Genomic DNA, 20468 nt, shown 5'->3' on the forward strand with positions numbered 1-20468 from the left:
GGTGCACATGAGTTTGGATGTGCGCGTGCTCGGGCCCGTGCGGCTGCTCGTCGGTGGCGAACCGGTGGCCGTCGGCGGGCCCAAACCGCGAGCTCTGCTCGCCGCGCTCACGGTGAATCGGCGGCGCGCGGTGTCGTCGGCCGCGCTCGCCGATCTGGTGTGGAACGAGGAACCGCCCGACGCCTATGCCGCCAGCCTGCAGGTCTTCGTCTCCAACATCCGCAAGGCGCTGCGTAACTCCGGGGTGGACCCGGCGACGGTGCTGCGCACCGAGTCGTCGGGCTATCGGTTGGAGATCGACGAGACCGCATGCGATCTGGGACGTTTCGAAGCGGCGCGGGAGGCGGGCGCCCGTGCCGCCGAGGCGGGTGATCACGCCGGGGCGGCGCAGCTGTTCGGCTCCGCGCTGCGCGAGTGGAGCGGCCGGGCGCTGGCCGATCTGGCCGGATTGCAGTTCGCCGACGGGTTCGCCACCGCCATGGACGAGGAGCGGTTATTGGCCGCGGCGGCCCGGATCGACGCCGAGATCGCTTGCGGGCGAGCGTCCTCGGTGATCGGCGAACTGGTGGCGATGACCAACGAGCACCCGTTGCGTGAACCGCTGTGGGGCCAGTTGATCACCGCGCTGTATCTGTCCGGACGGCAGGCGGACGCGCTGGAGGCGTGCCGGAAGGTGCGCGGCGTGCTCGCCGACGAGCTCGGCATCGACCCGGGGCCGGCGCTGATCGACCTGGAGCAGCGCGTGCTGCGGCAGGAGCCGCTGAGCACGGTCGAACTCCGGCAGGTCGAGCGCCTGGCCGCGGCGATGACCGAGACGGTCACCGAGGTGCCGCGTGCGGTGCGCAGCGGTCAGCTGCGGATGCCGGACGGTCGCGTGGTGGCGATCGCGCAGGGCGGCCTGCGTATCGGGCGGATGACCGACAACGACTTGGTGCTGGAGGACCCGCGGGCCAGCCGCTACCACGCGCACATCATGCCGAGTCGCTCCGGTCTGCTCATCAAGGATCTGCATTCGGCCAACGGCGTCTACGTCAACGACGACGCGATCGACAGCGGCGTGCTGCTCGCCGACGGCGACCTGATCCGGATCGGCGCGACGATCCTGACCTTCCAGGCGCTGCACTAGTCGCAGGCGATCCCGTCGCCGTCCCGGTCCAGCTGGGCGTTGAAGCCGGGCTGCCCGCGGTACAGCGGCCCGGCGCCCTCGGCGCGCACCTGGTCGCAGTCGGTGTAGATCTTCGGCGACCGCTCGGCGGGTTCCTCGGGTCGCTCGCTGTCCCCCTTCGGCCCGGACCGATTGTGCGGGATCGGATGGTCGTCGTGCGGTCCGGCGATCGCGACGGCCGGGGGCGGGACGGCGGACGCCGCCGACGGCAAGAGCGCGCACGCTCCGGCCGCCAGCAGCGCCGCCCCGATCGCGGGTGCCACGCGGAGAACTGACTTGGTCACGTCTCCATCCTGCTCCCGGATCGTCCGGCGCGCCTCACTCGCAAGCGATTCCGTCGTTGTCCCGGTCCAGGTGGGGGGCGTAACCCGGCTGTCCACGCCGCAGTGGGGCCTTACCGGCGTTGCGGACCTCCGTGCAGTTCTTGTAGTAGGGACTCGGGGGCGCTTGCGGGGGCAGGTTGTTCGGCGGCGGATTGTTCGGGGCCGGTGGATTGTTCGGGGCCGGCGGATTGCTCGGCTGCGGCGGAGTTTGCGGCGGTGCCGCCTGCGGTGGGCAGAACTGTGCGGATCCGGAACCGCAGAGCAGGTCGGTGAGTGGATCTGCCGCCGCGACGGGCGAGCCGAGGGTGACAACGGCGGTGACGAGCAAACCGGCGGAGCCGATGCCGAGCACGGCGCGCAGGAGTGGGTTCTTCATGTGATCCGTTCTTGGTCGGGGCCGGGCATGATGGAACATGCGCGGCGGCAAAGGTTTCGAACTATGGCGCGGAGTCTGCTCCGTGCGGCCACTCTCCCCGACTGGAGTCGTCGCGAAATGGACGCTAGCAAATCCGGGGCGTTTCACCTTGCAAATGAGGCAATTTCGTCCTATTTATTGGGCGTGTCGTTCTGACAGCCTTCGAAAGGCGAACGGGGTAGGGTCGTTCCGCTGGTTCGTCTTGCAAGATTCGTGTCCGCAAAGGATTTCGAGGGGTTGCTATGGCGATGCGAATGCTCGCCGCGGTCGGTGCGATCGTGGTCGGCGCGGGAATGCTCGTCTACGCCGACGGGCCTGCCGCCGCCGCGCCCGAAGCGGCGAGCCCTCTCGCGGGAGTGGGTCCGTGCGCGACCGACCCGGTGGCGACCCACGAGCCTTTGGTGCCGAAAACGCTGGAGGTGCCGATTCCCTATCCGGTGATCACCGTGCTCCCGCCACAGCTGCCGGAATCCGCGCCGAAGCGAACGCGGATGGAGCTCCCGCCGGATCCCTGCGCGAATCCCTGCCCGGATCTCACCGATCTGCCCGGCGCGCCACCGGGTCTCGCCGGACAGCTCGGGATCCCCGAAATCCTGCTCAATCCCAAACCGTTCCACTTCGCGATTCCCGGCCCCGGCCCGGACCCCGGCCAGGTGCCCCCACCACCCGCGCCGGTGCGGCCGCCGGTCGAGCCTGCGGCGCAGTCACCGGCTCGCCCGGCGCCCCGGGTCGGTCCAGCTCGCGAGGTGGCGAAGCTGACCGGCGCGAACTCGGTGAACCGCACCGACAAACGCTGGCAGGTGGACGGCACCGACCTCGGCATCATGTGGGAGAGCGCACCGGGCGAGATCGCGACCGCGTTCGGCGACACCGTGGGGCGCGGCTTCCATCCGCCGGGCGGCATGGGGCTGGATTGGCGCAGCAACGTCCTCGCCTTCAGCACCGACCGGGATCTCGCCGACGGGGTGACCTTCGACCGGATGGTGACCGACGACCGCTGCCACGCGGCCGAGGTGCTCTCCAGCCGCAAACTCGACAATGTCGAGGTCACCACCATTCCCACCTCGGGTTTCGCGCTGGGCGAGCGACAGTATCTGAGCTATATGTCCATTCGGACCTGGAACAGCCTGCCCGGCACGTTCTTCACCAACTACGGCGGCATCGCCTACTCCGACGATCACGGCCAGACCTGGACGAAGGACCCGCACGCGCGCTGGGACAACATCTTCGGGCTGGCGAATTTCCAGGTGAGCGCGATGGTGCCGCACGGGGGTTACGTCTACATGTTCGGCACGCCCAACACCCGCCTCGGCGCGGTGGGCCTGGCTCGGGTGCCCGAGGACCAGCTGCTCAACACCACCGCCTACCAGTATTGGCGGGATGGCACCTGGACCCCCGTCGGTGGCTTCGGCTCGGCCACGCCGATCGTGGACGGTCCTGTCGGTGAACTGTCGGTCCGCTACGACGCCGCCCGCGAGGTCTGGCAGATGAGCTATCTGGACACGACGAAGGCGGCGCTGGTCGTACGCGAGGCGGACACACCGCAGGGCGTGTGGTCGGAGAGCACGCCGACGGTGTCGGCGCTGAGCTATCCGGAGCTGTACGGCGGCTTCATCCACCCGTGGTCTTCGGGTCCGGATCTGTACTTCACCATGTCGACCTGGAGTGACTACAACGTGTATCTGATGCACTCGGTCGTCGGCGAGTGAGCCGCTCGGGTCAGCGGAGCCGGACCTCGGCCAGCGCGCGACCGAACAGCTTGCGACCCTCGGACGAGCCGCCGAGCAGAATGGTCGCGGTGCGCGCGGCGGCGTCCAGCGACTTGATCCGGCCGGTGAACTCCACCGTGCCCGCCGCGTCGGCGGCGACCGGAACGAAGCCGGAGAAGCGCACGCTGAACTTCTGGATCGCGGTGGGATCGCCCAGCCACGAGGTGAGATAGTCACCCGCCAAGCCCATGGTCAGCATGCCGTGCGCGACCACCGTCGGCAGCCCGGCCAGCTGTGCGGCGTGGTCGCTGAAGTGGATCGGATTGGCGTCGCCGGACACGCCCGCGTAGTTCGCCAGGTCGCCGCGGGTCAGCTGGAACGCACGGTCGGGTAGCTGATCGCCAGGAGCGAGCTCGTCGAAGGCGGGCAGCGTGTGCACGGGCGTGGACTCGTGCTCGACCGGCTCCACCAACGGGCTGACGCCGAGCGACACCAGCACATCGTTGTGCGCGGGGTCGGTACTCCGGGATTCGACCGGGCGCCCGTGCATCATGACGTTCTCGACGATGTCGTCGAGCGTGTCGTCGACCTCGGCTCCGCGGCGCGCGACGATCGTGGTCGACCCGACGATGGCGACCTCGCCGTGCTGGTTGCTCAGCGTGAAGCGCACCAAGATGAAGTCGTTGTCGCCGAACTGGCGGATCGATTCGATGACGATCTCGCTGCGCATCCGGTCGCCGGCCAGGATCGGCTGGTAGATCTCGAAGACCTGATCGGTCTGCAGGAACTGGGAGAGGTCGTACTCGGTGAGCACCGTGTCGAGCAACGCCCTGGTCCCGGTCATCCCGATCACCGAGGCGAAGGTCGGCGGCGCGATGAGCCCGGGATACCCGAGCGCGCGTGCGTCGGCTTCGTGCTGGTGCGCCGCGTGGTGGTTCTGTACCGCGCGGGCGAATTCCCGGACCTTCTCCCGGCCGACCTCGTAGTGGTCACGCACCCGGAATCGCTGTCCGATCGGCGTCACCGGGACGACATCGATATCCGGCCGCGCCATCGTCTGCTCCCTGCTCATGATCCCGGCCATGCTACTGCCGGACCGGACCATTGACCAGGTGAGTGTGACGTGTGTGACCGGCATCGATGCGTGGCGGCTATCACGCCGCCAGGTGGTTACTGGCTGCTGGAGGGCGGATCGCAGACCTTCCATCCGTCGTCGGTGCGCTGCAGGTCGAAGGTGCGTGCGGACCGCTTCGCCGGGTCGGCCTCGGTGTACACCGTGGCCTGGGCGATGGCGGTGGCGTCGGTGATGCGGATGGCGTCGATGCTGTCCACCACCGGGATGTTCTTGCGTTCCATCGACAACTTGTGCACGCCGGCGAACTGGTCGCTCGGAATGCCCTGATAGAAGTCGTGCAGCGGACCGCAGGTGGTGGAGCGGAGCGCGTCCAGATCGCCGCTCTTCAGCGCGTCGGTGTAGCTGGTGATGGCGCTGCGCACCTGAGCCTCGGGGGAGTCGTCGCCGGACATCGTGACAAGCGACACGATCACCGCGATGAGCGCGATCACTGCCACGGCCGCCGCGCCGAGCACGATCAGCCGTCGATCGGGCCGAGTGGGACCGGTGGCGGTCGCACCGGCGGTCTGCGAAGCAGGGGGGATCCGTTGCGGCGGCGCGACGGGCCGGGTCTGCGGAGCACGCGGACCCCCCATCGACTGCGCGGGCACGGTCTGCTGGACGTCCGCGGGGGACGGTGCGGTCGCCACCTGTCGCGGTCTGCCGCCGGGACGCTGCGGCGACGGGCGGGTGTCCTCGACGCCGGGTCCGTGCTGCGGCGGCGCGGCAGGGCCGTGCGGGCCGGGCTGTTTGGGACCGGGAGCCGGACGCGGCGTGCTCGGCGGCTTGGTGACCGGTACCGGACCCGCCGGTGGAGTGACCACGCGATCGGTGCCCGGCCTGCCGCCGTCGCCGGGGCGCTGGATGGGCAACGCGACGGTCTTCGCGTCGTCCAGGCCGACCACCGGCATCGCCATCGTCACGTCATCCGAACCGGGCGGGTTCTGCGCCTCGGCCGGGGTGGATTCGCCGGTCCGCTCCGGCGCGGGAGCCGGTCCGGCCGACGGCTTGCGTATCACGACGGTCGCGGATTCGCCGCCCCCCGGGATCGCGGCGGTCTCGGCCTCAGGCTTGCCACCGGGCGGAGTAGAGGCACCGGCGGTCTCGGGCGGCGTACCCGGGGTCGTCTCGGCCGTCGCCGCGTTCTTCGAGGCGGCCGCCGGTCCTGCCTTCGCGCCGGAGTCGGGTGCCTTGTCCGTCGCTGGTCGATCCGGCTGCGCCGGTGCGTCTTTCGAAGCGGACCCACTCGCGGGGGCCGCACCGGACGGAAGCTGATCCCGTTTGATCAGCACGGTGCGCGACTGGTCCGGAGCGGAACCAGGCTTCGAGGCGCTACCGCCGGTCTCCGGCGCGGACTCGCGCTCGGGCGCGGCCGTTTCCGCATCGGTGCCCGATGCTGGGCGTGAGCTGGATGTGCCTGGCCCGGACGGTGCCGGTGCGCCGCCCACCTTCCCTGCCGGGCTGTTCGCCGGTCCGGGACGAGCTGTGTCTCTGGTGCTGGGCGGGTTCGATGCGGCCGGGGCGGAGGGCGTTGGTGTGCTGCCGAGTTTCCCTGGTGTGTTCGCCGGTCCAGATGGAGCAGTGCCTTTGGTGCTGGGCGGGTTCGATGCGGCCGGGGCGGAGGGCGTTGGTGTGCTGCCGAGTTTCCCTGGGGTGTTCGCCGGTCCGGAAGGGGCTGTGCCTTTGGCGCCGGGCGGGTTCGATGCGGCCGGGCCATTGGGTGCTGCTGCGCCGCCGAGTTTCCCTGCCGGGGTGTTCGCTGGACCGGAAGGGGCTGTGCCTTTGGCGCCGGGTGCGTTCGATGCGGTCGGGCCGGAGGGCGGCGGTGTGTTCCGGCTGGCTGCGACTTGCCCCGCAGGTGGTTTCGCGGCTGATTGCCCCGCCGGGGACGGCGCGGAAGAAGCAGGAGGGTTCGGCTTACCGGTACCGCCTGCTGACGCCGCCCCAGCGGCCTTCGCCGCGCTCGAGGGACCGGCGGCAGGTGTGCTTTCGGCGCTGGTCCCACTGGTCGCGTTGGACCCAGCCGGGGTCCCGGCCGCTCGGGGGCTCGCGGCTGCGGGCCGGTTGGTGGCATTCGCCTGGTTGCCGGGGGTCTTCGGACCGCCGGACGCTCCGGACTGCGTCGAAACCTGTGGCGCGGGACCCGCGGGTGCGGAGCCGCTCGCATTGGAAGCCGGTGGATTCGTAGCCGGTGAGTTCGTACCGCTCGCTGGACCGTTGGCCGGTTTCGTGCCCGCCTTGGCCGTGTTCGCGTCCTTCCCGGGGACCGGACCGCCACCGGGAGCCTGTTTCGGTTGGCCGCCAGGGGCTGGACTACCGGTGCCCGCGCCGGCCTTCGATCTCGCCGCGGAAGCATCCGAGGCGGCTGCTGCGGCGCCGCCGGACGGCGTCGCACCCGGTCGCTGCGCCTTGGCGATGCGCTCGGTGGGGGCAGCCGACGAAGCGGAACCGCTTTTGCCCGAGGCGGGGATACGTTCGGTGGCGGCCTCGGGGCGTGCGTCGGCCCCGGCGGCGTCGGCCGGTCCGGCGCTGTCTCGCGCCGTGCTCTTCTCGTCGTTCGGGTCGGACACGCACACCCCTCGCTAAGCGGAACTGTTTGAACTCGACGGCAAGCCTAATGGGCGCGGCCCGGCGAGGTCCGGCATCAGCCCACGTCGAGCCGAACGAATGCCGGCGCGTCACCTGACCTCCGTGTTCGGCCTACGCCGTGACGCGAGGAGGCGAGGCGGTCGCCTGTCGAGCAAACCGTCGTGCGGTGCACAATGAACCGCATGACCTCGTTCGGTGACCTGCTCGGACCGCAACCGGTATTGCTACCAGAACTCTCCGACGCCGAGGACGCGCTCCTCGACGGCGCCGATCCGGTGCGGGTGGCGGCCGAGCACCCGGCCGCCTCGATCGCCTGGGCGCACCTCGCCGAGGCGGCGCTGTCTCGTGGCGAAGCCCAGGACGAGGCGGTCAACCACGACATCGTGGCCGCGTACGCGTTCGCCCGCACCGGCTACCACCGCGGCCTCGATCTACTGCGCCGCAACGGCTGGAAGGGCTTCGGTCCCGTGCCGTGGAGCCACGAACCCAATCGCGGCTTCCTGCGCAGCGTCGGCGCGCTGGCCCGCGCCGCCAAGGTGATCGGCGAGACCGACGAGTACGCTCGCTGCCTCGACTTGCTGGAAGACTGCGACCCTCAGGCGGCCGCGGAGCTGGGCCTCGACTGAGTCGTAGTGATCGGAGCACCGCGTAGCGATTCGATGGTAGGTAGCGGCCGGGTGACGGGTGCGTTCGACCCGATGTCCCGGTTCGGCGTGGCCCGCGCGAGCGGCATGGCGAGGCTACGCACCTCGTGGGCGCGGCTGCGCCGGTCGGCGCTGCCGATCATCCAGTGTTCGGTCGGCGCCGCGCTGGCCTGGTTCCTCGCGCATCACGTCATCGGCCACGCGCTGCCGTTCTTCGCGCCGACGGCCGCCGTGGTGTCGATGGGCATCTCCTTCGGCGCGCGGCTGCGTCGCTCGGTGGAACTGGTGGTCGGGGTCGCGGTCGGCATCGGCATCGGCGATCTGTTCATCTCCCACGCGGGCACCGGCATATGGCAGATCGCGCTGGTGGTCGCGGTCGCCATGGCCGCGGCGGTGTTCCTGGACGGCGGTCCGGTCATCACCGTGCAGGCGGCGGGCTCCGCCGTGCTGGTCGCCACGTTGCTGCCGCCCTCGGCGGGCGGCGGTCTCTCCCGCATGATCGACGCCTTGGTCGGCGGACTGGTCGGCGTGGTGGTGGTCGCCGCGATCCCCCTGCATCCAGTGCGCAGGGCGCGGACGCTCGCCGGGGACATCCTCGCCGTGATGGGCAGATCGATCACCGAATGCGCCGACGGACTGCTCGAACAGGATCCGGAGAAGGTGCACCGCGCGCTCACCGCGATGCGCGCCACTCAGCCGCAGATCGACTCCTTGCGCGCCACCCTGGAAGGCGGCCGCGAGATCAGCCGGATCTCGCCGTTGTACTGGAACTCCCGTCCCCGGCTCGAACGCATCAGGGCCACGGCGGATCCGCTGGACAACGCCATCCGCAACACCCGAGTCCTGTTGCGGCGCTCGCTGACTCTGGTGCGCGACGACGAAATCCTCCACCCCGGTTTGATCGACGAGGTGGAGCGCCTGGGCCAGGCCGTCGACGTGGTGCGCCGGATGATGCTGGCCGACCCCGGCGACCAACCCGACCGCGCCGAGGCGGCCCGCGTACTGCGCTCGGTCGCGAAGGGCGCGCGCCCGGAACTGGTAACCGGCGCGGGCCTTTCGGCGCACGTCGTCTTCGCGCAGGTGCGTTCGACGCTGGTAGACCTGATGCAGGTGTGCGGCGTGCAACGTATCTCGGCGATTGCCCTGCTGCCGCCGACGGTCAAGAACCCCTACGTGCGGCCCGAGGTCTGAAGCCCTACTACTCAGCGGTATTCGGACATTCTTGCGTGCCACCGTGGTCCGATTCCGGTGCGGCGCGCCGGAAGTTCGATCTTCGGGTAGTCCGCTACTCGGGTTCCGCGCGTCATCCCGCCGTAGTTTTGCGATGTGACCGCGAGTCGCGGGGTATCGCGGTCGACCACTTCGCACGTGGACGAAAGGACCTTCCGGCCAAGGGGTGTGGCAGCCGGAAGGGGGGCGGATCGGAAGCGGCGAAGAAGCGGGGCCGCCCGGCAACCCGACCGGGCGGTCCCGCGCCCACGTGTACGGCGAGTCGCCGGAGATCAGGTCCAGAACCGAGTCAGGTAGCCGCCGTAGCGCGACCAATTCGACGGAACACCGGACAGTTCGAACAGCGCGTACACCGCGTCGAAGAACACCTGATTGATCGCGGGCGTGAACAGCAGCGCGAACAGGATCAACATGCCGAACGGCTTGAACTGGTCGAGCGAGCGCCGGGTCTGGTAGCTCAGTGACGGCTCGACGATGCCGTAGCCGTCCAGTCCCGGCAGCGGGATCAGATTCAGCAGAGTCGCCGTGATCTGCAGGAAGGCAAGGAAACTGACGCCGAACCAGAACGCGGGATGAGTGGCCGAGCTGCCCCAGATCCGGACGGTCGCCAGCAGCAACACCGCGCACAACGCGTTCACGGCGGGCCCCGCGCCGCTGATGATCCGCTGCGTGCGCGGCGCGACATTGTGCGTGTGCACGTAGACCGCGCCGCCGGGCAAGCCGATCCCGCCGAGCGCGATGAACACCATCGGCAACACGATCGACAGCAGCGGATGGCTGTACTTCAGTGGGTTGAGCGTCAGATAGCCGCGCAACTCCACTTCGCGATCACCCGCGCGCCACGCCGAGTACGCGTGCGCGAACTCGTGCAGGCACAGCGAGACCACCCAACCGAAGACCACGAGGACGAACACACCGGCCTTGGCTCTGGTGGAGTCCAGCGGGGCGTCCCAGGCCAGCGCGCCGCCGACCGCGGTCACGACCACCACGAGCAGGAACACCGGGCTCGGCCGGACCGCACGCGCTCTGCGGTTGGTCGGGAAACTCATCGCACCAGCAGCCAGGGTTCGTGATGGCGGTAGAAACTCGAGCGCGGCACCGGGCGATCGGTGCGGACGCCGTCCCTGGTCACGATGGCGCCTGGCGTGCCGAGCTGCGCCGCTCGCCCCTCGACCCAGCGCCGTTTGCGGAACCTTCGCCGCACGGCCGCCCGCACCCCGGGCGGTTCGAGGCACGGCGAGACGAGCATGGCCGTCACGTCGCCGGAGAACAGCAGGGTGTCGTCGACATAAGCCTCACCCTCGAGCCGCTCGCCGCCGATGCCGGTGATCACCGCCCGGCCCGCGAGCACCTTGCCGGTGTCGTCGCGAACCAGTGGCGTCTCGACGGCGCTGCCTCCGATGGCGCGCTTGGCGGCGGCGTTGCCGGTGCCGGTCTGGTAGGCGCGTGCGGCGTAGGTCTTCTCGACCGGCACGTACCCGATCTCCACGTGCAGGCGCTCGGTGCGCATCAGATGGGTGAGCACCGCGGCCAGCGCGGCGTCCTCACCCAGCACGATCAGGCGCGGCAGGCTGTCGGCGGCCAGCACGGGAAGCAACTCGTCGATCACGGCGGGATCGGGGATGGCGGCCGTCTGGGTGGTCGGCAGCGCCGCGAGCGCGATGGGTACGGGGGCGCCGTCGCAGCGGAGAACATGGGTACTCAAGCTGCCGTACACCCTCCTCGGTTCGAGCCGACACCGTCGGGCCCCTCGCCATTGGCGGGCGAACCCGAGCCGCGGCTCGCCCGTGCCCGCCGCGCTGCCGCTCGGCGTGCCGTGCAACCTTAGCCCTGCCCGGCCGCGACCACACGGTTGTCGAGCCTACGACGAGATGCGCTGCGATGCCGCCGGGGCCGGGTCGGCTAGACTGTGCTTCCGGCCACCGCCTCAGTACGGCAGGTAGCTGCAACACACCAGTGTTGCCTGTCGAACCGTAGGAGACACGACCATGCCGGCAATCGTCCTGATCGGCGCCCAGTGGGGCGACGAGGGGAAGGGCAAAGCAACCGATCTGCTCGGTGGTCGGGTGAACTGGGTGGTCCGGTACCAGGGCGGCAACAACGCGGGTCACACCGTGGTGCTGCCCAACGGCGACAACTTCGCCCTGCACCTGATCCCCTCCGGCATCCTGACCCCTGGCGTGACGAATGTCATCGGCAACGGTGTCGTCGTGGATCCCGGCGTGCTGCTGGACGAGCTGGCGGGGCTGGAGCAGCGGGGCGTCGACACCTCCGGGCTGCTGCTCTCGGCCGACGCGCACTTGATCATGCCGTACCACGTGGCCATCGATAAGGTCACCGAACGTTTCCTCGGCAACAAGAAGATCGGCACCACCGGCCGCGGGATCGGGCCGTGCTACCAGGACAAGGTGGCGCGCGTCGGCGTGCGCGTCGCGGACGTGCTGGACGAGAAGATCCTCACCCAGAAGGTCGAGGCGGCGCTCGAGTTCAAGAACCAGGTGCTTGTCAAGATCTACAACCGCCGCGCGCTGGATCCGCAGCAGGTGGTGGACGAGGTGCTGACCCAGGCGGACAGTTTCAAGCACCGGATCGCCGACACCAGGCTGAAGCTGAACCTCGCGCTCGAGCGTGGTGAGACGGTGCTGCTGGAGGGTTCGCAGGGCACCCTGCTCGACGTCGACCACGGCACCTACCCGTACGTCACGTCGTCGAACCCGACCTCGGGCGGCGCGGCGGTCGGCGCGGGCATCGGACCGAACAAGATCAACACGGTGCTCGGCATCCTGAAGTCCTACACCACCCGGGTCGGTTCCGGACCGTTCCCGACCGAGCTGTTCGACGAGTTCGGCGCCTACCTGGCCAAGACCGGCGGCGAGGTCGGTGTCACCACCGGGCGCGCTCGCCGCTGCGGCTGGTTCGACGCGGTGATCGCGCGCTACGCCACCCGGGTCAACGGCATCACCGACTACTTCCTCACCAAACTGGACGTTCTATCCAGTCTCGAGACGGTGCCGATCTGCGTCGCCTATGAGATCGACGGCGAGCGAGTCGAGCAGATGCCGACCACGCAGACCGAATTCCATCACGCGAAGCCGATTTTCGAGCAAATGCCCGGTTGGTGGGAGGACATTTCCGGCGCGCGCACCTTCGAGGAGCTGCCCGCCAACGCCCAGGCGTACGTGTTGCGTTTGGAGGAGCTGTCCGGCGCCAGGATTTCTTGCATCGGCGTGGGTCCCGGCCGGGATCAGACCATCGTCCGGCACGACGTACTCGACTAGAACCTGTTCGAATTCCGCGTGGGCCAGCGGAAATTCGGCAAGATCACCAGAAATTCGCCACATCTATCGTGCTCGCTCGGCTTCGATCATGATCGGTGAAGAACTACAGTTAGAGCATGGCTCGGAACTGGCCGATGATCGAGCGCGAGAGCGAATTCGAGGCGATCCGTGCGGCGCTGACCGGTCCGGGGCACGTCGGCGTGGTACTGACCGGTGACGCGGGGGTGGGCAAGACCACCCTGGCCCGGCATGCCACCTCCGCGATCGGCGGCAATGTCCGCTGGGTGGCGGGCACCGAGTCGGCGCGCAGCATTCCGCTGGGGGTGTTCGCGCATATGGTCGGCGTCTATACGGCGCACGATCCGGTCACGTTCATGTCGGCGGCGCGCGAGGCGTTGCTCGCCGACGGGGACACGGTGATCGGGGTCGACGACGCGCATCTGCTGGATCAGCTCTCCGCCACGCTGCTGCTGCAACTGGCCATCGACAAAGCCGCCCACATCGTCGTCACCGTGCGCAGCGGAGTCCCGGTGCCGGACGCGGTCACCTCGTTGTGGAAAGACGGCCATCTGACGCGCATCGACCTGCGCCCGTTCACCCAGCGCCAGAGCGTCGAACTGGTGGAATCGATGCTCGGTGGGCAACTCGAGGGGTTCACCGCCAATCTGATGTGGGAGTCCTCCGCCGGAAACGCGTTGTTCCTGCGGCATTTGGTGGAGGGTGCGCTGGAGGCGGGCACGCTGCGTCAGGTCAACGGCGTGTGGCAACTGCGTGGGCGCGCGGCGGTGACCTCGGAGCTGGCCGCGCTGCTGGAGGACCGCGTCGAGCAGTTGCCCGAGCCGGTGCTGCGGGTGCTGGAACTGCTGACTTTCTGCGAACCGATCGATCTCGACGTCCTCGCCGAATTGGCGGGCGAGGACGCGGTGGAAGCCGCCGAAACGCGCGGGGTGATCCGGGTGGTGGAGAATTCCCAAGATCTGATCGTGCGCTACAACCACCCGCTGTTCGGTGAGGTGATCCGCCGCAGGCTCGGCATCGCCTCGGCGCGGCGTTTGCGCGGCAGGTTGTATTCGTCGCTGAAGGACCGCCGGATAAACTCCGCCGCCGACCGCATCCGCCTGGCCGAATTGGCGCTGGACAGTGATAAATCCGCGGATCTGGAATTGTTCGAGGCGGCGGCGGCCGACGCGATCGGATTGGCGAATCTGCCGCTGGGCGAGCGCTTCGCCCGCGCAGCGGTGGAGCGGCGCGGCGGCGTGGAGGCCGCCGACCTGCTGGCGCGCGCCCTGCTGTGGCAGGGGCACCGGATCGAGGCCGAGCGCACCCTCGCCAGCTTCGACCCCGACCAACTCGACGAGGTGCAGCTGGCGCGCTGGGGCAGCACCAGGGTGGCGAACCTGTTGTGGGCCATGGGCGATGCCGATCGCGCCGACGAGGTGCTGAAGCTGGTGCGCGCGAAGGTGCGGCATCCGAAGATCGCGGCCATCTTCACCGGCCTGGCGTCGGCGAGTCTGGTCAACGAGAACCGGGTCGACGACGCGATCGCCGAGGCGGAGACGGTGATGTCCGCCGACGGCGCACCGCCGTGGGCGGTGTGGTGGGCGTCGTTCGGCGGCGGCCTGGCGTCGGCGTTGATGGGCAAGGGGGAAGCGGCCAGGCAGTACGCGGCCCGTGGGCACGAGGTGGAAGCGCACATCGACGGGCTCAACCGCTTCATGTCCACGCACGCCGAGGTGCTCGCCCTGACCTTCGCCGGCGATCTGGAGGCCGCGCGGCGCTGCGCCGGGGCATTCGTCGGCTACTCCTCGCCGGGCCAGTATCTGGCCTGGGGCATGTCGAAGATCCTGCAAGGGACCGTCGATGTGGCGCAGGGCCGGTTCCTGGACGGCATCGAGAATCTGGAACAGGCGCTGGCCGCATTGGCCGCGGAGGGCGCGGCCGCGTGGATGTTCCCCGCGCGAATCCGTCTGGCGGAGGCGTATTCGGCGCTCGGGCGGGCCGGCGACGCCTCCGAGTCGATCGCGCACGCCACCGCACGGGGCGGCAGGCACAGTGCCGTGTACGAACCGCAGCTGGAAGTAGCGCGCGCTTGGCTGGCCGCCGCCGAAGGAACCGTCACGCCTGCCATCCGCATCGCGGTGGGCGCCGCCGACGCGGCCGCACGCTCGCATCAGCACGCCATCGAGGCCATGGCGCTGCACACCGCGGCCCGCTTCGGCGACCATTCCGTCTCCGGACGACTGGCGGAACTGGCCGAGCGAGTGGAAGGACGGCTGGTACAGGCGCAGGCTCGGCACGCGGTGGCGCTCGCCGACCATGACGGACCCGGGCTGGACTCGGTCGCCGCCGAATTCGAGCGCATCGGCGCGCTGTTGTCGGCCGCCGACGCCGCGGCGCAGGCCGCCTCGGCCCACGAGCGAGCCGGGGATCGGCGCAAGTTGCTGGAGTCCGCCGCCACCGCCAACCGGCTCGCCGCCGCCTGCGGCGGAGCGAGCACCCCCGCGCTGCGGCAGGCCGCACAACCCTTGCCCTTGACCGCGCGGGAACGGGAGATCGCCAACCTCGTCGCCGCGGGCCTGTCCAACCGGCAGATCGCCGACCGGCTCACCGTCTCGGTGCGCACCGTCGAAGGCCATCTCTACCGGGCCTGCATCAAGATGGACGTCACCGATCGCGAGTCCCTGGGCGCGCTGATGCGCGGAGAGTCCGGGAGCGGAAAATGACGCTGCGAGCGGCCGCGGTGATCGCTGCCACGGCGGCGGGTCTGGTCTTGGCCGCCGGGTGCTCGGACGGACAGCCGCAACCGGTCACCAGTTCCGCGCGTCCCTCGGCGACAGTGGCGACGAAGACCGAGACGACGCAGGAGCGCAACGCCCGGATCAGGCAGAAATTGATCGAACTCGGCTGCTCGACGAACGCCTGCATCCAGACGTACTTCGGCTGCGAGGACGGCTACATCACCGGGGACGCGTGCGAATTCTTCCGCGCGCACCCCTTGCGCTGAGCCGCCGCGTACTACCCGGCGGGCTGCTCGGCGCCGGTAAGGAACGAACCCGCGACGGGGGCGAGAATCCCGATGTTCGGATTGTGGCTGAGCCGGGGAATCTCCCGGAAAACGGCATCGGGAAGTGCGGCGGCGATGGCGCGGGCTCCCTTCCGCAGTAGCGCGTCGGATTTGCCGCCGGCGATGACCAGGGTGGGAACACCGACTCCGGACCAGTCCGCGGGCCGCAGCGGCTCGCCGCGCATGAAGTCGCGCATCACAGCCCAGTCGTGCGCGGTGGAGGGAGCGGTGGCGCACAAGTCTTTCCAGAAGGGGGTGAATCGCATGACGGCGGCCATCACACGCGGGAGTCCCATGGCTTTGGTCATGTAGAACCGAACGGTGTCCCCGCGAGAATCCGCGGCGATCAGTTCGTGCAGGCGCGCCTCCAGATCGGCCTCTGGTACGAACCCTTCCCGGTCGACCACGAATGGCGGCTCGAACGCGACGACTTTCGTGATGCCCTTCACTCGGCCGGACTCGGCGGCCCGTAGCGCGAGCGCGGCGCCCGAGGACCACCCGAACAACGCCGCCGTACCGCCCGCGGCCTCGATCAAAGCGGCGATGTCATCGATCTCGCGGTCGACGTCGTAGACACCGGGCGAATCCGTGCTGTCGCCGCGGCCGCGTCGGTCGTAATTGATCACCGTCAATCGGTGCTGCTCGGCGAGTGCCGCGGCCAACTCGACCATCTTGGGGAATTTCCGGAAACCGAAGGCGCCGCCGATCAAGATCACGACTCCGTTGTCGCCGCCGACTTGCCGATCGAACGCGATCACGGTGCCATCGGTCGATGTCACAGTCTCCATGGCCAGCTCACTTTCGTTCCGGATCGGCGGGTGTCGCCGATGTCTCGCTCGTAGGACGATGCGAACTGAGCGAATTCATCGGTCCGTTGGCGTATCCATGACTCCGAGACCAGGACCTGGGCGCCGCACCGGTCGGGCGTGGTCGCTCAGAACAAGGTGGGCTCGCCGAATCCCGGTGTGCGCTCGATGGTCAGTAGACGCTGCTTGGTGTCGATGCCGCCGGGGGCGGAGAAGCCGTGCAGGGCGTGGTCGGCGGCGAGTACACGGTGGCACGGGATGATCAACGGGATCGGGTTGCGGCCCAGGGCCTGGCCGACCGCCTGGGCGCCGCCTGGCGCGCCCACGCGATGGGCGACCTGGCCGTAGCTGAGGGTGTGGCCTGGGTCGATGGCGCGTGTGACGGTGTAGACGGCGCGGTGGAACTCCGGAATTCCACTGGTGTCCAAGGCGATCCAACGCAGGTCGTCGAGTTCCCCCGAGAGGTGCGCGCGGATGCCCGCGATCGCCTCGGCGATGGCTTCGGTGGGTGGCTGCTCGTGAAGCTTCTCGCCCGCGCGAGCGCGTGTGATGCGCGCTCGGGTGGCGGCGGGGCTCGCCTCCGGAAGTTGGAATCGGATCACCCCTGCGCTGCTCCAGGCGATCGCGCAGCAGCCGATCGCGGTATCGAACAGCGTCGCCGCGACCGCGTACGGTGTGGGACGGCCGGAGGCCACGGGCTCGGTGGCTTCGTTCGCCGGAGGATCGGCGGCGAGGCGAGTGGCGTCACTCATGAGCCAAGTCTGCATCGCGGGACCGACAAGTTCGCAATTAGCAGTCCAGTTTAGTGGAACTGGCATTGGTTCGGTGCGTCGCCGCGGCCGTAGATCGCCGCGAGATCGGAGTATCGCCGCTGGTGGTCGTAGTACGAGAGGGGTTGGTCGGACATCGGCGTACCGGGGTGGAAGCGTTCGAGGCGAAAGGTGCGCGTGTCGCGTTCCGGCGCGAATCGGTAGATCAGGCAGCCGAGCAAGGCGGTCAGGAGCAGGGTGGCGAGCATCATGTCCGTCAGGGTGCGCGCCACTGGCCTTGCCAATAAATATCCAATCGGCCGATACTGGACCGTATGGCGACAAGAGTGATCGGCGCGGGCAGCCTGGCTCGCGATCTGGGCCATTGGCGGCACGCGCACGACGGCGATCCGGATTCGGCCGGGCGGCGCTCCACCCGCCCGGCCTACTTGGCGCTCGCCGAAGGAATCCGGCTGCTGATCCACGACGGGCGCGCGCCGCTGGGCGTCGCCTTGCCCAGCGAACGGGATCTCGCCGGCACCCTCGGGGTCAGTCGCACCACCATCACCTCCACCTACGCGCTGTTGCGCGAGCACGGCTACCTGATCAGCCGCCAGGGCTCGCGCAGCACGGTGGCCCTGCCCCGCGACGTGCAGCACGACGGCGTCAAGCCGGCGCGGAGCATCCTGGCCATGATGGGCTCGCCCGAACTGCCCACCGTCGACATGACCTATGCCGCCATGGCCGCCCCGCTGGAGATGCAGGACGCGTATTCGGCTGCCCTGGAGGGCATTCCCGCCTACCTCGGCACGCACGGCATGGACCCGGTCGGTGTGCTGGCACTCCGTGAGGCGATCGCCCGCCGCTACACCGCGCGCGGGCTGCCGACCGAGCCCGATCAGATCCTGGTCACCCTCGGCGCTCAGCACGGCCTGCGCCTGCTGCTGAACGTGCTCACCGCGCCCGCGGCCCGCGTGCTCATCGACCACCCGACCTACCCGAACGCCATCGAGGCGATCCGCGACGTCGGCGCCAGGCCGGTGCCGGTGCCGCTGCGCCCGGAGGACCCGGCGGGCGGCTGGGATCTCGACGGCGTCCGCAGTGCCGCGCGGCAGACCGCGGCCAGCCTGGCCTATCTGGTGCCGGACTACAACAACCCGACCGGCCTGCTGCTCGACGCCGACGGCCGCGCCGAACTGACCGCCATCGCCAGGGACACCAGGATGACCATCGTGATCGACGAGTCCATGGCGGATCTCGGGCTCGGTGCGGACAACCCGCCGCCGCCGGTCGCCGCTTTCGCCAGAGGATCCGAGATCGTGACCATCGGGTCGGCCTCGAAATCGTTCTGGGGCGGTCTGCGCGTCGGCTGGATCCGGACCAACCAGGCGCTGATCACCAAGCTGCTCGGCATCCGCTCCACGGTCGACCTCGGCACCCCCGTCATGGACCAGTTGGCCACCGTGCACCTGCTCGAGCACGCGGAGGTGATCCTCGACCGTCGCCGGGACCAGTTGCGTTCGCAGCGTGCCGCGCTGCTCGACGCGCTCGCCGAGGAACTGCCGGACTGGCGCGTCACCGTCGGCGCGGGCGGCATGTCGGTGTGGGCACAGCTGCCGACCTCGGTTTCCACGGCGCTGGCGGCCACGGCTCCCAACCATGGCGTATTACTCGCCGCCGGGCCACGATTCGGCGTGCAAGGCGCGTTCGAACGGTTCCTGCGGCTGCCGTTCACCCACCAGGAACCCGAATTGCGTTTGGCGGTCAAGGCCATCGCGTCCGCCTATATGGCGCTCACGCCACGCGCCGCCGACCCGTTGACGCCGTTGACCTGCTACTGAAGCGATTTCGTCGCTGGGGAGAGCCTCCGCAGGCGGTATGTCCCCTCCGAGCACCGCCGAGCACGATCGGCCGGCCACCCCTCGGGGCTGGCCCTCGTCGTGCTCGGGCGGTGTGCAGAAGCTCGCACGGCGCGGAGGCCTCCAGCTCGAGCAGCGGTCAAGGAGCGGACCGGACGAGGTTCGCGATTCTCGAAAGCCACCTGCTCGCGGACAGTATGGCAGGCCCGGTGCCGAACTGTCGAACCGGTTGGTATGTTAAAAGTTTCAATTATCAGCCGCGAAGCGGAGTGGCGCCATGCCACCCCGCTCGGCGCTCAGTCGGCCCAGACCGTCTCGATCGGGGTGGCGGTGGTGGGCGGCGGGGTCGGAATCCCGTTCGGAGTGCGGGAGAATCGCGGCGCGGGGGCGTGCTGGGTGATGTCGTCGAGCTCCAGCAGCGAGCCGCGGGCCGCGATGTGCTCGTTTCGCGTCGCCTCGTCGAATGTCAGCACGGGAGAGACGCACGCGTCGGTGCCGACGAATATCTCGGCCCATTCGTCCCGGGTCTTGGTCCGGAAACGCTCGGCGAAAAGCTTTTTCAGCGTTTCCTGACCGGCGGGGTCGAGCTGGAAGGGCAGGCCGTCCGCCTCGATCTCCAGTCCGGCGAGCAACTGGGCGTAGAACTGCGGTTCGATCGCACCGACCGCCATGTACTTGCCGTCGGAGGTTTCGTAGGTGTCGTAGAACGACATTCCGGTGTCGAGCAGGTTCACGCCACGCTCATCGGACCAGGCGCCCGCGCCGCGCATGCCCCAGATCATGTGCGAAAGGGCAAGGGCGCCATCGACCATGGCCGCGTCGATCACCTGGCCCTTGCCGGACTGCTGCCGCTCGACCAGCGCGGCGAGGATGCCGAAGACCAGGAACATCGAGCCGCCGCCGAAATCGCCAACCATGTTCAGCGGCGGGACCGGGCGTTCGCCCTTGCGGCCGATGGCGTGCAGCACGCCGGTGATGGAGATGTAGTTGATGTCGTGTCCGGCGCGATCGGCCAGCGGGCCTTCCTGACCCCAGCCGGTCATCCGTCCGTAGACCAGGCGCGGGTTGCGGGCGAGCGCGTCGTCCGGGCCGATGCCGAGCCGCTCGGTGACGCCGGGGCGGAAGCCTTCGATCAGCACGTCCGCCTTCTCGACGAGGCCGAGAACCTTCTCGATGTCGGCGGGGTCCTTGAGGTTGGCCTCGACGATCGTCCGGCCGCGCAGCTGCGGACGGTCGAACCCGCCCGGCAGCTGGCCCGCACGCTGCACCCGCACCACGTCGGCGCCCAGATCGGCGAGCAGCAGCGCGGCGTGCGGACCGGGACCGATCCCGGCCAGCTCGATGACCTTGATGCCCGCGAGCGGGCCCTGCTTGGCGGTGGATGGAGTGCTCACGCCCTACCTCGGTTCGTCGTTGATCCAGCGCACCGGCGGTCCGGCGCGTCCTCCCGAACGCGGCCGGGAGGGTTGTATTGACAGTATGACAATAACGCCGGGGCCGGAGCCGGGGGCATACCCGGACGA

19 protein-coding genes are annotated in these 20468 nt (G+C 69.4%); 9 read left to right on the forward strand and 10 right to left on the reverse strand.

Annotation, left to right across the window (positions count from 1 at the left end):
- Nucleotides 1–7 precede the first annotated feature (7 nt).
- A complete protein-coding gene (locus ABZW96_RS05220) occupies nucleotides 8–1126 on the forward strand; it encodes a BTAD domain-containing putative transcriptional regulator (RefSeq protein ID WP_355071526.1) in 1119 nt (372 codons plus the stop codon).
- Here ABZW96_RS05220 and ABZW96_RS05225 read toward each other — a convergent pair.
- Both ABZW96_RS05225 and ABZW96_RS05230 read right to left on the reverse strand, forming a co-directional pair.
- A complete protein-coding gene (locus tag ABZW96_RS05225) occupies nucleotides 1123–1449 on the reverse strand; it encodes an excalibur calcium-binding domain-containing protein (RefSeq protein WP_355071528.1) in 327 nt (108 codons plus the stop codon). The genes ABZW96_RS05220 and ABZW96_RS05225 overlap by 4 nt on opposite strands.
- Before the next feature lie 34 nt (nucleotides 1450–1483).
- Nucleotides 1484–1864, reverse strand: a complete 381-nt coding sequence (locus ABZW96_RS05230; RefSeq protein WP_355071530.1) for an excalibur calcium-binding domain-containing protein — start codon at nucleotides 1862–1864, stop codon at nucleotides 1484–1486.
- Nucleotides 1865–2145: 281 nt separating this feature from the next.
- On the opposite strand from ABZW96_RS05230, the gene ABZW96_RS05235 reads away from it, so the two are divergent.
- Nucleotides 2146–3612 (forward strand): DUF4185 domain-containing protein, encoded by a 1467-nt coding sequence (locus tag ABZW96_RS05235; RefSeq protein WP_355071532.1) that lies wholly within the window; start codon nucleotides 2146–2148, stop codon nucleotides 3610–3612.
- Between the two features lie 10 nt (nucleotides 3613–3622).
- Here ABZW96_RS05235 and ABZW96_RS05240 read toward each other — a convergent pair whose 3' ends face one another.
- Both ABZW96_RS05240 and ABZW96_RS05245 read right to left on the reverse strand, forming a co-directional pair.
- The gene (locus ABZW96_RS05240) at nucleotides 3623–4684 is read right to left on the reverse strand and encodes a fused (3R)-hydroxyacyl-ACP dehydratase subunits HadA/HadB (RefSeq protein WP_355071533.1); all 1062 of its coding nucleotides are present in this window, start codon (nucleotides 4682–4684) and stop codon (nucleotides 3623–3625) included.
- A 98-nt stretch (nucleotides 4685–4782) separates the two neighbouring features.
- Nucleotides 4783–6018 carry a hypothetical protein gene (locus ABZW96_RS05245; protein WP_355071534.1) on the reverse strand — a complete coding sequence of 412 codons (1236 nt, stop codon included), beginning with the start codon at nucleotides 6016–6018 and terminating at the stop codon, nucleotides 4783–4785.
- Between the two features lies 1 nt (nucleotide 6019).
- Between ABZW96_RS05245 and ABZW96_RS05250 the strand changes: the two genes are divergently transcribed.
- The 3 genes from ABZW96_RS05250 to ABZW96_RS05260 all read left to right on the forward strand — a co-directional run bounded on the left by ABZW96_RS05250 (nucleotide 6020) and on the right by ABZW96_RS05260 (nucleotide 9150).
- Nucleotides 6020–7312 (forward strand): hypothetical protein, encoded by a 1293-nt coding sequence (locus ABZW96_RS05250; RefSeq protein WP_355071536.1) that lies wholly within the window; start codon nucleotides 6020–6022, stop codon nucleotides 7310–7312.
- A 185-nt stretch (nucleotides 7313–7497) separates the two neighbouring features.
- On the forward strand, nucleotides 7498–7941 hold the full coding sequence (locus tag ABZW96_RS05255; protein ID WP_355071537.1) for a DUF3151 domain-containing protein: 444 nt from the start codon (nucleotides 7498–7500) through the stop codon (nucleotides 7939–7941).
- Nucleotides 7942–8013: 72 nt separating this feature from the next.
- Nucleotides 8014–9150: an FUSC family protein gene (locus ABZW96_RS05260; RefSeq protein WP_355072111.1), complete on the forward strand. Its 1137-nt coding sequence runs from the start codon at nucleotides 8014–8016 to the stop codon at nucleotides 9148–9150.
- 311 nt (nucleotides 9151–9461) lie between these two features.
- Here ABZW96_RS05260 and ABZW96_RS05265 read toward each other — a convergent pair whose 3' ends face one another.
- Entirely contained in the window at nucleotides 9462–10238 is a 777-nt protein-coding gene (locus tag ABZW96_RS05265) for a site-2 protease family protein (RefSeq protein ID WP_355071539.1), read from the reverse strand.
- Entirely contained in the window at nucleotides 10235–10894 is a 660-nt protein-coding gene (locus ABZW96_RS05270) for a hypothetical protein (protein ID WP_355071541.1), read from the reverse strand. Before ABZW96_RS05270 ends, ABZW96_RS05265 begins: the two co-directional genes overlap by 4 nt.
- A gap of 283 nt (nucleotides 10895–11177) precedes the next feature.
- On the opposite strand from ABZW96_RS05270, the gene ABZW96_RS05275 reads away from it, so the two are divergent.
- The 3 genes from ABZW96_RS05275 (at nucleotide 11178) to ABZW96_RS05285 (ending at nucleotide 15471) form a co-directional block, all read left to right on the forward strand.
- The gene (locus tag ABZW96_RS05275) at nucleotides 11178–12467 is read left to right on the forward strand and encodes an adenylosuccinate synthase (RefSeq protein ID WP_355071542.1); all 1290 of its coding nucleotides are present in this window, start codon (nucleotides 11178–11180) and stop codon (nucleotides 12465–12467) included.
- A 116-nt stretch (nucleotides 12468–12583) separates the two neighbouring features.
- Nucleotides 12584–15190, forward strand: coding sequence for a LuxR C-terminal-related transcriptional regulator (locus ABZW96_RS05280; RefSeq protein ID WP_355071544.1), 2607 nt, complete (start codon nucleotides 12584–12586; stop codon nucleotides 15188–15190).
- On the forward strand, nucleotides 15187–15471 hold the full coding sequence (locus tag ABZW96_RS05285; protein WP_355071546.1) for a hypothetical protein: 285 nt from the start codon (nucleotides 15187–15189) through the stop codon (nucleotides 15469–15471). Before ABZW96_RS05280 ends, ABZW96_RS05285 begins: the two co-directional genes overlap by 4 nt.
- A gap of 11 nt (nucleotides 15472–15482) precedes the next feature.
- On the opposite strand, the gene ABZW96_RS05290 is transcribed toward ABZW96_RS05285, so the two are convergent.
- From ABZW96_RS05290 to ABZW96_RS05300, 3 genes are all read right to left on the reverse strand, one after another.
- Nucleotides 15483–16319 (reverse strand): alpha/beta hydrolase, encoded by an 837-nt coding sequence (locus ABZW96_RS05290; RefSeq protein WP_355071547.1) that lies wholly within the window; start codon nucleotides 16317–16319, stop codon nucleotides 15483–15485.
- A 146-nt stretch (nucleotides 16320–16465) separates the two neighbouring features.
- Nucleotides 16466–17089: a methylated-DNA--[protein]-cysteine S-methyltransferase gene (locus ABZW96_RS05295; protein WP_355071548.1), complete on the reverse strand. Its 624-nt coding sequence runs from the start codon at nucleotides 17087–17089 to the stop codon at nucleotides 16466–16468.
- A gap of 50 nt (nucleotides 17090–17139) precedes the next feature.
- A complete protein-coding gene (locus ABZW96_RS05300; RefSeq protein ID WP_355071549.1) occupies nucleotides 17140–17358 on the reverse strand; it encodes a hypothetical protein in 219 nt (72 codons plus the stop codon).
- Nucleotides 17359–17421: 63 nt separating this feature from the next.
- Between ABZW96_RS05300 and ABZW96_RS05305 the strand changes: the two genes are divergently transcribed.
- Nucleotides 17422–18927, forward strand: a complete 1506-nt coding sequence (locus tag ABZW96_RS05305; protein ID WP_355071551.1) for a PLP-dependent aminotransferase family protein — start codon at nucleotides 17422–17424, stop codon at nucleotides 18925–18927.
- Between the two features lie 314 nt (nucleotides 18928–19241).
- Here the strand turns inward: ABZW96_RS05305 and ABZW96_RS05310 are convergent, their stop codons facing one another.
- Nucleotides 19242–20339 carry a CaiB/BaiF CoA-transferase family protein gene (locus ABZW96_RS05310; RefSeq protein WP_355071553.1) on the reverse strand — a complete coding sequence of 366 codons (1098 nt, stop codon included), beginning with the start codon at nucleotides 20337–20339 and terminating at the stop codon, nucleotides 19242–19244.
- Nucleotides 20340–20468: the final 129 nt, after the last annotated feature.

Origin of the sequence: Nocardia sp. NPDC004168, assembly GCF_040610355.1 — a bacterium.
Lineage (GTDB): Bacteria > Actinomycetota > Actinomycetes > Mycobacteriales > Mycobacteriaceae > Nocardia > Nocardia sichangensis.

Coding starts and splice junctions, on each gene's coding strand:
- ABZW96_RS05220 (WP_355071526.1), top strand. CDS start 8: ATGAGTTTGGATGTGCGCGTGCTCGGGCCCGTGCGGCTGCTCGTCGGT.
- ABZW96_RS05230 (WP_355071530.1), bottom strand. CDS start 1,864: ATGAAGAACCCACTCCTGCGCGCCGTGCTCGGCATCGGCTCCGCCGGT.
- ABZW96_RS05235 (WP_355071532.1), top strand. CDS start 2,146: ATGGCGATGCGAATGCTCGCCGCGGTCGGTGCGATCGTGGTCGGCGCG.
- ABZW96_RS05240 (WP_355071533.1), bottom strand. CDS start 4,684: ATGAGCAGGGAGCAGACGATGGCGCGGCCGGATATCGATGTCGTCCCG.
- ABZW96_RS05255 (WP_355071537.1), top strand. CDS start 7,498: ATGACCTCGTTCGGTGACCTGCTCGGACCGCAACCGGTATTGCTACCA.
- ABZW96_RS05260 (WP_355072111.1), top strand. CDS start 8,014: ATGTCCCGGTTCGGCGTGGCCCGCGCGAGCGGCATGGCGAGGCTACGC.
- ABZW96_RS05265 (WP_355071539.1), bottom strand. CDS start 10,238: ATGAGTTTCCCGACCAACCGCAGAGCGCGTGCGGTCCGGCCGAGCCCG.
- ABZW96_RS05275 (WP_355071542.1), top strand. CDS start 11,178: ATGCCGGCAATCGTCCTGATCGGCGCCCAGTGGGGCGACGAGGGGAAG.
- ABZW96_RS05280 (WP_355071544.1), top strand. CDS start 12,584: ATGGCTCGGAACTGGCCGATGATCGAGCGCGAGAGCGAATTCGAGGCG.
- ABZW96_RS05285 (WP_355071546.1), top strand. CDS start 15,187: ATGACGCTGCGAGCGGCCGCGGTGATCGCTGCCACGGCGGCGGGTCTG.
- ABZW96_RS05290 (WP_355071547.1), bottom strand. CDS start 16,319: ATGGAGACTGTGACATCGACCGATGGCACCGTGATCGCGTTCGATCGG.
- ABZW96_RS05295 (WP_355071548.1), bottom strand. CDS start 17,089: ATGAGTGACGCCACTCGCCTCGCCGCCGATCCTCCGGCGAACGAAGCC.
- ABZW96_RS05300 (WP_355071549.1), bottom strand. CDS start 17,358: ATGATGCTCGCCACCCTGCTCCTGACCGCCTTGCTCGGCTGCCTGATC.
- ABZW96_RS05305 (WP_355071551.1), top strand. CDS start 17,422: ATGGCGACAAGAGTGATCGGCGCGGGCAGCCTGGCTCGCGATCTGGGC.